An 8,884-nucleotide genomic window follows, 5' to 3' on the forward strand; every position below is an offset into this window, starting at 1 on the left:
GAACAGCAGCGGGGCGACGATACCGAGGTTCACGCCGCCGCCCTGTCCGTAGAGGTAGCTCCCGAGCCCGCCGGAGAAGACGATCTCGAAGAGGTCGGTCCCGACCGCGACGGGCACCGGGACGCCGATCGCGTAGATCATCGCGGGCATCCGGATGAAGCCGCCGCCGACGCCGAGGAACCCGGACAGGACGCCGGTCGCGAAGGCGACGGCCGTGATCACCCACGCGGAGACGCGGACGTCCCCGCGGAGCGTCACCATCGGCGGGATCCGGACCGTCTGCTGGATCTTCTTCGCGATCTCGGGGATCTCGTACTCGTCGAGGTCCTTGTCGGTCGCCTCGTGGTCGACGCCGCCCCCGCCGTCGTCCTTCAGGGCGTCGCGGGTGACCACCGCGCCGACGCCGCCGAGCAGGACGACGTAGGCGACGCTGATGACGCCGCCGGCGAGCCCCATCGATTCGAGGTAGTAGACGCTGGCGCGCCCGGCCTCGATGCCGATGGTCGTCCCGGTGATCATGATCACGCCGAGCTTGTAGTCCACCTGCCCGAGGTCGTGGTGTTTCAGCGTCGCGATGACGGCCGTCCCGAAGACGAACGCCATCCCGCTGCCGACCGCGACGGGCGCCGGGTAGTCGAGCATTAGCAGTGCGGGGGTGACGAGGAACGACCCGCCCATGCCGAAGAACCCGAACAGGACGCCGACGACGAGGCCGAACCCGGCGAACAGGGCGAGCATCTCGGGGCTCGTCCCTAGGAAGCCGGGCCCGCTGAGAAGGCTACCGAGCACTCGCGTTACCCCCGACGATGAGGTCCATTAGGTACGGCCCGACGAGCCGTTCGAGGCCACCGTAGCCCACGTACAGCACGAACGCTTCGAGGAGGATCGCGCCGATAAGCAGGGCGGTCTCCGGGTCCCAGCTGGGTATCTCTAGTCCAGCCATTGACTCATCCTCCGACTTCCGAACGCGGAAATTCGATTCTGGCACATTTCTCTTCACTCTCTCCTACCTGCTTCGTGCCTATAACGGTTTTGGGCTGATCGTACAATACTATATTCCGGTAACCCCGGTCGGAGTATCGATAACTTACGGAGAGGTTTCCGCATCCGGTGGGCCCCGCGCGTCGTCTGCGCTGCGGTCGCCGCACGTCTTCGGCCGCACGCCTTTCGGGCCGAGCGCAACCGTGTTGTCGCCGCCCGCCCAAGACGTCGACATGCGGGCCCTGTGCGCGACCGACCTGTTGGCCGCCAGCGAGGCGGCCATCGAGGACGAGACGTGTCTGGACTGTCTAGGCCGTATCGGCGTTCGGACGGTCCACCTCGTCACGGTCGTCTCGGCGAACGTCCACCCCGGGATGCCCGGCGTCGACTTCGAGGAGCGCCGCCGACGGGGGCTCGACAGGTACCGGTCGGTGATCGAGGCCGCGGGGTTCGCCGTCGAGACGCACGTCGTTCGCGGGACTCCGCACCGGCGCCTCAACGGCATTGCGGAGACCGTTCACGCCGACCTGTCGGTCGTCGGTTCGCGCGGACAGAGTCCGCTGGAGAACCGGGTCGTCGGCTCGACCACGCGTAACCTCGCCCGGACCACCGTCGTCCCGCTTTTAGTCAACCGCGTCGAGCGGGCGGTCGACGACCCGACCGTCCGTCGCGAGCACCTCTTCCGGAGCGTCCTCTTCGCGACCGACTTCTCCGAGCACGCCGCCCGCGCGTTCGAAGCCTTTTGCTACCTCCGTCACGCGACCGAGGAGGCGACGCTCGTCCACGTCCGATCGCCGAAAGACGTGGGGGCCGACGACGGCGTCGGCCCGGCGGAGCGGTTGGCCGAGCGGGCGAGCACGCTGGAAGGCTGGGGAATCGAGACGCGGACCGAACTCCGCCGCGGCGACCCCGCCGAGGAGATCCTCGCCGTCGAGGCCGAGGCAACCCCGTCGACGGTCCTCGTCGGGTCGAAGGGTCGGAGCCGAATCCGGCGGCTCCTGCTGGGCAGCGTCTCGGAGGAGATCGTTGCGCGCGCGACGGGCAACGTCTTCCTCGTGCCGCCGCCCCGGACTGTTTAAAAAGTCGACGCCGCAGCGTGCGATGTTTATAACTCGACCATGGCAGTCGCGTACGCGAGCGCGAATGAGAATGCGAACGAGCCCGCCCACGCTCCCACCGTTGTGAGGATCTTTTCCGCGTCCACGGCCTCCCGACCGCCGACGGCGGCGCCGCTCCCGATGATCGCGCTCACGACAATCTCGTTGAACGAAACCGGCACGCCGAGCAGCACCGTCAGTTGCGCGATCAGAAACGACGGGACAAGCACCGAGATCGAGCGCCGCGGCCCGAGCGACGAGTAGTCCTGCGAGAGTGACTTGATCATCCGGGCCGCGCCGGTCCACGAGCCGACGAGCATCTCAAACCCCCGCCGACGAAGACGGGGTCGTCGACATCATCCCTACTCCGTCAAGCAGCGGGAGCAGCGGGCTGACCGCGAGCGCGACCTGACTCCCGCCCGCGAGGAACGCGACGAGCGACCCGAGAGCAGCACACGCCGTAGGCTGCCGGACTCGTCACGCCTCACGTCCCACCAGACGACGGTCGCGACGGCCAGCGCCGCGAGGCCGGTGATCGTGGACCGCCGACGCGAGCCTCTCGATCGAGAGGCTCCGCTGTCCGAGCCCGCGGAGGGTCCCTGGCGCGGGCCCGTCGCCGAGGAAGCTGAACCGGACGTTCACGAGGACGGCGCCGACGAGCCCGACAAGGACCGGGACGCTGTACCGCTCGGCGACCCCGGGCCGCGGGAAGACCGAGGCGATTCCGAACGCGATGCCGCCGACGAACGGCATCAACAGCCAGACGGCGCTGATCTCTACGTACTTCGCCCAGACCGGCGTCCCGCCGAGCGCGAGCCTGACGCCGATCACCGCGCCGGTCACAGTGAACGCGGTCGCGAACGGGATCCCGGTGACGATGCCGACCGCCATCGGCCCGGCGCCCAACACGAGCACGAGGATGACGCCGGCGAGCAGGCTGATCCCGCCGGCGAGGCCGCTCCCGACGGCCTCCGAGACGTTCCCGCCCTGCGTGACGGCGCCGGCGAAGCCGAAGACGCCGACCAGCAGGGCCGCGCGCATCGTTCCGATGGCGTTCGCGCCGACGGCGGGCGCGAACGGGGTCGCGCCGCTCAACCCGGCGCCGATCACCCACGTCATGAACAGGCTGGCGAGCGCCGCGCCGACGAAGAGGGCGATGAGGGCGGGGTCCATGGAGGAGGCGTGTCAGTCCGCGCTCGCCGGGGCGGCGTCGCGGGCCTCGCTTCGGCTCCGCCAGTAGCCCTGCGCGTACGCGCCGACGAACATGCCGCCGAGCGCCCAGAGGATGGTGACGTTGCCGACCCCGAGGCTGGCGTACGCGGCGCCCGGGCAGATCCCCGAGAGCCCCCAGCCGACGCCGAAGACGGCGCCGCCGACGAGGACGTTCCGGTCGAACGGTTTCAGCCGGCGCTCGTACGGGCTCCCCGTGAGGGGCGCGGTGTCACGGATCCGCGGCAGCAGCGCGAACGCGATTCCCGAGACGATCGCGGCCCCGAACATCACGAATGGGAGGCCGAGGTCCTCGAACAGCAGGAAGTTCACCACGACCTCCGGCCGCGCCATGTGGCTGAAGCCGAGCCCGAACCCGAAGATCAGCCCGCCGACGAACACCAGCGGCTTGAAAAGGGGATGTCGGTCAGCCATCTACGGGCTCACCCCCAACGCGGCGACGACCTGTGCGGTCCCGATCGCTACGGTCAGGAACGTCGCGACGCCGGCCAGCGACGTCTTCGACGCCGAGCCGACGCCACAGACGCCGTGTCCGGACGTACACCCCTTCCCGACGCGGGTCCCGATGCCGACCAGGATCCCGCCGAGGAACAGCCGCCACGGCTGGACGTCCGTCGTCCACAGCGTCACCCCGGCGACTTCGTACAGCTGACCAGTCGTTCCGGGCTCGTACAGCGAGGTGGTGACCACGCCGGACTGGACCGTCGCGGCGAACGCGAGCGCGCCCAGGATGATCCCGGCCGTGAACACGACCCGCCAGTCCCGCGAGCCGACGTACCGCTGGAACCGCGACTGGTCGGAGACGTACGACAGCGTCGACTCCAGGAACGTGCTCGCTCCCGCCGGGATGCCCGTGCCGACGTAGATCACGACGGTCCCGAGTCCGACGAGCAGCCCGCCGACGGCGTACCGGCTGATCCCGTTGGGGAACAGCTCGGCAACCGCCTGAAGCAGTACGAGGGAGGTCGCCATCGGGGGCGTTAGTCACCCGCGAGCGACTCTTGACTGGCCGCGCAGTTGTTCGGGCCGAGCTCGAGGGTGAACGCCTCGTCGTCGTCGACGGCGTTCTGCCCGAGGTTCGTCGCGATGATGTCCTCGTAGTTGGCCGGGCGCGGCGGCATGTCCGAGAGGATCAGCTCGACGAAGTCGTCCTCCTCCATGGTGAGCGCGTCCATCTCCTCGACGAGCTCGCCGATCGGCGCCGTGTAGGTGCCGTCGTCGGCCGGGACGGCCGCGTCGCTGAAGTGCGCGCCGCCGATCAGGGTGTCGTCGGGCAGCGTCAGCACGCGCTCCTGAAGCGACTCGTACAGCATGCGCGCGGCGTCGGGGGCGCCGTCGTCGCCCTCTTCGAGGTCGGGACGGGCGACGCTCTCGATGAACAGCCCGTCGCCGGTCGCGAGGAGGCTCTCGTCGACGAGGTAGGAGGTCATCCCGGTCGTGTGGCCGGGCGTGTGGACGGTCTCGATCGCCGCGTCGCCGACTTCGAAGGCGTCGCCGTCCTCAGCCGTGGTCAGCTCGTCGGCGTAGGTGATGCCGCGGTCGACGGCGGCGTCGGGGATGACGCCTTCGACGCCCTCGGCGTCGAGGTCGCGCACGCCCGAGATGTGGTCGGCGTGGACGTGCGTGTCGATGGCGTACGTCAGGTCGACGCCGAGGTCGTCGGCGTCGTCGAGGTAGCGGTCGGTGAACGCCCGGAGCGGGTCGATGATTGCGGCCTCGCCGTCGTCATAGAGGAGGTAGCCGAGACAGCCCGACGAGGGGCGCTGGTACTGGAGGAGCGTGCCGGCGCCGTCGTAGCGGTCGACCTCGACGGCCTCGTAGATGCTCGCCCAGCCGTTCATCCCGTCTTCGAGGTGGTCGACGTCGTAGCCGCGCTCCGCGAGCGTGCCCGCGACGTACTCGCTGGCGCCGCCCTTTGCACAGAGGACGGTCACCTCGCGGTTGTCGGGGATCCGGTCGATGACGTCGTCATCGATGTTGTCTTCGAGGAACTCGAAGTACGGGACGTTGATCGACGTGACGTTCTCGCCGTCGACGCGCCACTCCTCGTAGTCGGATGTCATGCGCGTGTCGAGGATCGTGACGTCCTCGCCGGCGTCGATTCGGTCTTTGAGCGATTCCGGGTCGACGGAGTCGACATCGACATCCGGAGTCGGAAAGTCATCGGCGTTCATGTTTCGCGGTCGTTTCTATCGGACCGACGCACAAAAGGATTGCTATAGTATTTCCAATTTTAAACAATACTATCGCCCGCAGGATTCGCGTGTACACGAGCGATTCTGCTCCTAGTGGTTTCATAAACCGTCTAAACCGGTTTTACTTTATACAATAGTTAGCAGTATTCCCAAGAACCGACACAGTTTTACTTCACCAGAGAATATTGTGCGATAGCTCCAATACAGACATCGGAGCAGATACACAATGAGTGCCGAATTCGACATCGCGGAGACGCTCGACGTGAAGGGCGCATCGTGTCCCATGCCAGTGGTGAAGACGAAGTCTGCCATCGACGACCTCGCCGCGGGCGAGGTCCTCGAGGTGGTGGCGACGGACCCCGGTAGCATGAGCGACATCGACGGCTGGGCCGACGGCACCGAGGGCGTCGAGCTCGTCGACCAGACGGAGGGCGACGACGTATACAACCACTACGTCCGCAAGACGGAGTAACGATGAGCACGGACACACCCGACGCGCCGGCTGAGAACGGGCCGGCCGAGGGCGCGCCCTCGCGCGCGGAGCTGGCTGCGCGCGTCGACGAGCTCGAGGACGCGCTCGCCGAGGCCACCGCTGAGGACGGCGGCAAGAAGATGAGCATCATCGCCACGAAGGGGACGCTGGACATGGCGTATCCGCCGCTCATCCTCGCCAGCACCGCGGCCGCGTTCGGCTACGAGGTGACCGTCTTCACTACCTTCTGGGGGCTCGACATGCTCCACGAGGAGCGGTCGAAGAGCCTCCAGCTCAGCTCCGTCGGGAACCCCAACATGCCCGTCCCCAACGCCGTCGCCGCACTTCCCGGCATGGACCGCGTGACGACGAAGATGATGGAAAAGCGGATCACGGACAACGACACCGCCACGGTCGAGGAGCTCCTCGAGACGAGCCTCGAGATGGGCGTGGAGTTCCAGGCCTGTCAGATGACCATCGAGCTGATGGACTACGACGAGGACGACTTCTACGACGGCGTCACCACCGGCGTCGGCGCCGCGACCGCCATTCAGGACATGGCCGAGGCGGACATCCAACTCCTCGTCTAACCGCCGCCGCAGTCTACCTGGCGGTTCGTGATCGACGAAACCGACGCGTTCGGGGCTTCGTATACAGTATTGTGGGTTGTATACACAAGTATTTTATTAACACGGGCCGTACTTACTCGTAATACTATGCCAGACTCGTTGGCCAAACAGCTCCAGAGCGACATAGAGTGTGAGGGCTTACTGGAGTGTTTCCACGGTCTCAAGCCGTTGGACAGGCATTGTTTTGAGAGGCTTGTCGAGAGCGATGAGCCGTTGACAGTCGACGAGATCAGCGAGGCCGTCGACCGGGAGCGCTCGACCGCCTACCGCGCGGTCCAGCGACTCCTTCAGGCAGGCCTCATCAGCGAAGAGCAGATCAACTACGACCAGGGCGGCTACTACCACGTCTACCAGCCAACCGATCCTGAGAAGATTTCGGGGGAGATGCAGCGAATGTTGAACGACTGGTACGCAAAAATGGGTCAACTCATTCAAGAGTTCGAAACAAAGTACAGTCAGTCCGAGGATTTTGCTCCCGCTGCCGAAAGCTAGCCCGGTTTTCACCGAGAATCGAAGAGGAAGCCTCGCACTTCAGCGCGGAGAAGTTGTCAAGGACTCGTTAGACCCGCGCTTGGCGAGTTGCTTCTCACTAGACTACCGCTCATGGTAGTCGTCAGGGTGGCATTGATCCCGATGAGCGGACTACGGTCGCCAGGTTCATGATCGGACTTGCCGACTGGACCGCCGCGGTCGTCGCTGATTCGCTCACAGGGTTCTCAGCAATTGGCTCGCTATCTCTCAGTAAATAGTCCGCTTCGAAACTGGCCCCGAGGAGCAAGCGCAACGAGCGCAAACGTCTCAGTCCGAGTATCCACACAAAAGATCTTGAAACCCGCGGCCATCAGCGCCTCGGCGGCGTCATGGGCGCCGAATCGTTCGTCGGTCGGTGTGCCAGTCTCGCCGTCGCCGTCAGCCGACCAGTCGAAGACCACGAGCCGACCAACCGACCGGAGGACGCGAGCTAACTCGGCGACTGCGTTGTCGCTTGCGAACTCATGGTACGTCATCGTCGAGAATGCGGTATCAAGCGCGCCGTCGGTAAGCGGCAGATCCGCTACGTCGCTCTCGACGAACTCGACAGTATCGGGCACCCCCTCCTCCCAGTGAAACTCGTGTATCTCCGCTTGGGGGTCGATTGCGTACACCGAACAGACGTGTGGCGCAACGTCGTCAATATAAAATCCGGTACCGCTCCCGAGATCAGCTACGATACGTCACCGACGGGTTCGAATGCGCCAATCAGCTCTTCGGCGGACACCCAGCGGTAACAGTCAGATCCTCCAACCCCTTCGCGTGGTCGACGTCAAACGTGTGAAATCCCATGTAATGATATTAAATTTACATTATAAAAGCGAAGTGATCGACCGTGGTGGGTTGGCATCGTTATTATCGCTTGGGCTCTTACATAGACGGTGTTCAGATAAGGATTGAAAGGTGAGGCGGTGCGCTTTCAAAGTGATTCATGCCCGAAAACGACCGCCTCAGCGGCTGTTTAGACGAGATCAACTTAGAGTTTGTGGAGCGAGAGGCAACACCGCGGCTGTTGATGAAGCTCAGTATTCAGCTTCATTTAGCAGGATTATCGCTTTCGAATACTGTTTCGTTTCTTGAGGTATTCGGTGTTGAAAGAGTTCGATCCACCGTTCATAACTGGGTTCACAAGGCCGACCTACAGCCGGAATCTGGTCGGAGCCCGAATCACGTTGCGGTCGATGAAACGGTGATTCAGCTTGACGATGAACACTATTGGCTGTACGCCGCCGTCGATCCAGATTCAAACGATTTACTCCACACAAAGCTTGAGCCGACAAGAACGAACGTGATCGCAGATCAGTTTTTCGCGGAACTCCGCGAAAAACACGACGTGGATGACGCGATCTTTCTCGTTGATGGTGCGGTTCCACTTCACCGAGCCTGTGACAAACATGGCCTCGATTTCAGATACGAACGACATGGAAATCGGAACAGCGTCGAACGTGTCTTTCGTGAAATAAAACGCAGAACTACCAGCTTTTCAAACTGTTTCAGCAACGCCGAAGCAGAAACTGCTGACGAGTGGCTGAGATCGTTCGCGTTCGCATGGAATCAGCTTATCTGAACACGAGGCTTACATAACGCAGTGAAACACGTCGAGGACGAAGCAGTCAAGAAGGCCGTGTAGCGGTGCTCCAGCGAGGTTTAACTCCGTACGAACCCGTAGGTTCGGACGGACTGCTCCAAGCCCTGTTTTGAGAGGTCGCGGGACTTCCGTAGCCACGGATTAACGAGTGACCAGAGGCA

The 8,884-nt window shown here is 64.3% G+C and carries 10 protein-coding genes and 3 pseudogenes; 5 read left to right on the top strand and 8 right to left on the bottom strand.

All coding sequences use genetic code 11. From position 1 onward, the window contains the following. Both Q0116_RS01445 and Q0116_RS01450 read right to left on the bottom strand, forming a co-directional pair. The coding region (locus Q0116_RS01445) for a sulfite exporter TauE/SafE family protein (protein WP_297884804.1) at nt 1-789 on the bottom strand (789 nt) is incomplete at its 3' end. Further along, on the bottom strand, nt 779-943 hold the full coding sequence (locus Q0116_RS01450) for a hypothetical protein (RefSeq protein WP_267664948.1): 165 nt from the start codon (nt 941-943) through the stop codon (nt 779-781). The genes Q0116_RS01445 and Q0116_RS01450, both read right to left, overlap by 11 nt. 271 nt (nt 944-1,214) lie before the next feature. Here Q0116_RS01450 and Q0116_RS01455 point away from each other — a divergent pair, with 271 nt between their 5' ends. Continuing rightward, complete coding sequence (locus Q0116_RS01455; RefSeq protein ID WP_297884807.1) at nt 1,215-2,060, top strand: universal stress protein; 846 nt, start codon at nt 1,215-1,217, stop codon at nt 2,058-2,060. 26 nt (nt 2,061-2,086) lie between these two features. On the opposite strand, the pseudogene Q0116_RS14320 reads toward Q0116_RS01455, so the two are convergent. From Q0116_RS14320 to Q0116_RS01480, 4 genes and pseudogenes are all read right to left on the bottom strand, one after another. Beyond that, a pseudogene (locus tag Q0116_RS14320) lies at nt 2,087-3,251 on the bottom strand (inorganic phosphate transporter). Between the two features lie 12 nt (nt 3,252-3,263). Continuing rightward, nucleotides 3,264-3,722 (bottom strand): YeeE/YedE family protein, encoded by a 459-nt coding sequence (locus tag Q0116_RS01470; RefSeq protein ID WP_297884810.1) that lies wholly within the window; start codon nt 3,720-3,722, stop codon nt 3,264-3,266. Further along, nucleotides 3,723-4,280 carry a YeeE/YedE family protein gene (locus tag Q0116_RS01475; protein WP_297884812.1) on the bottom strand — a complete coding sequence of 186 codons (558 nt, stop codon included), beginning with the start codon at nt 4,278-4,280 and terminating at the stop codon, nt 3,723-3,725. An 8-nt stretch (nt 4,281-4,288) separates the two neighbouring features. Continuing rightward, complete coding sequence (locus tag Q0116_RS01480) at nt 4,289-5,482, bottom strand: MBL fold metallo-hydrolase (RefSeq protein WP_297884814.1); 1,194 nt, start codon at nt 5,480-5,482, stop codon at nt 4,289-4,291. A 247-nt stretch (nt 5,483-5,729) separates the two neighbouring features. On the opposite strand from Q0116_RS01480, the gene Q0116_RS01485 reads away from it, so the two are divergent. From Q0116_RS01485 to Q0116_RS01495, 3 genes are all read left to right on the top strand, one after another. Continuing rightward, entirely contained in the window at nt 5,730-5,975 is a 246-nt protein-coding gene (locus Q0116_RS01485; protein ID WP_026046107.1) for a sulfurtransferase TusA family protein, read from the top strand. A gap of 2 nt (nt 5,976-5,977) precedes the next feature. Beyond that, nucleotides 5,978-6,565 (top strand): DsrE/DsrF/DrsH-like family protein, encoded by a 588-nt coding sequence (locus Q0116_RS01490; protein ID WP_267664937.1) that lies wholly within the window; start codon nt 5,978-5,980, stop codon nt 6,563-6,565. Nucleotides 6,566-6,691: 126 nt separating this feature from the next. After that, nucleotides 6,692-7,096 (top strand): helix-turn-helix domain-containing protein, encoded by a 405-nt coding sequence (locus Q0116_RS01495; RefSeq protein ID WP_297884819.1) that lies wholly within the window; start codon nt 6,692-6,694, stop codon nt 7,094-7,096. A 239-nt stretch (nt 7,097-7,335) separates the two neighbouring features. Here Q0116_RS01495 and Q0116_RS01500 read toward each other — a convergent pair. Continuing rightward, nucleotides 7,336-7,927: pseudogene (locus Q0116_RS01500) on the bottom strand (class I SAM-dependent methyltransferase). A gap of 139 nt (nt 7,928-8,066) precedes the next feature. Here Q0116_RS01500 and Q0116_RS01505 point away from each other — a divergent pair. Then, nucleotides 8,067-8,702: an IS6 family transposase gene (locus Q0116_RS01505; RefSeq protein WP_297884821.1), complete on the top strand. Its 636-nt coding sequence runs from the start codon at nt 8,067-8,069 to the stop codon at nt 8,700-8,702. Between the two features lie 9 nt (nt 8,703-8,711). Here the strand turns inward: Q0116_RS01505 and Q0116_RS01510 are convergent. Continuing rightward, nucleotides 8,712-8,884, bottom strand: a pseudogene (locus Q0116_RS01510) (IS1595 family transposase); the annotation flags it as partial.

Source organism: uncultured Halorubrum sp., from assembly GCF_937146585.1.
Classification (GTDB): domain Archaea; phylum Halobacteriota; class Halobacteria; order Halobacteriales; family Haloferacaceae; genus Halorubrum; species Halorubrum miltondacostae.

Excerpts from the sequence above, each read along its gene's own strand:
- Q0116_RS01470 (WP_297884810.1), bottom strand. The coding sequence starts at position 3,722 with ATGGCTGACCGACATCCCCTTTTCAAGCCGCTGGTGTTCGTCGGCGGG.
- Q0116_RS01480 (WP_297884814.1), bottom strand. The coding sequence starts at position 5,482 with ATGAACGCCGATGACTTTCCGACTCCGGATGTCGATGTCGACTCCGTC.
- Q0116_RS01485 (WP_026046107.1), top strand. The coding sequence starts at position 5,730 with ATGAGTGCCGAATTCGACATCGCGGAGACGCTCGACGTGAAGGGCGCA.
- Q0116_RS01475 (WP_297884812.1), bottom strand. The coding sequence starts at position 4,280 with ATGGCGACCTCCCTCGTACTGCTTCAGGCGGTTGCCGAGCTGTTCCCC.
- Q0116_RS01450 (WP_267664948.1), bottom strand. The coding sequence starts at position 943 with ATGGCTGGACTAGAGATACCCAGCTGGGACCCGGAGACCGCCCTGCTT.
- Q0116_RS01495 (WP_297884819.1), top strand. The coding sequence starts at position 6,692 with ATGCCAGACTCGTTGGCCAAACAGCTCCAGAGCGACATAGAGTGTGAG.
- Q0116_RS01455 (WP_297884807.1), top strand. The coding sequence starts at position 1,215 with ATGCGGGCCCTGTGCGCGACCGACCTGTTGGCCGCCAGCGAGGCGGCC.
- Q0116_RS01505 (WP_297884821.1), top strand. The coding sequence starts at position 8,067 with ATGCCCGAAAACGACCGCCTCAGCGGCTGTTTAGACGAGATCAACTTA.
- Q0116_RS01490 (WP_267664937.1), top strand. The coding sequence starts at position 5,978 with ATGAGCACGGACACACCCGACGCGCCGGCTGAGAACGGGCCGGCCGAG.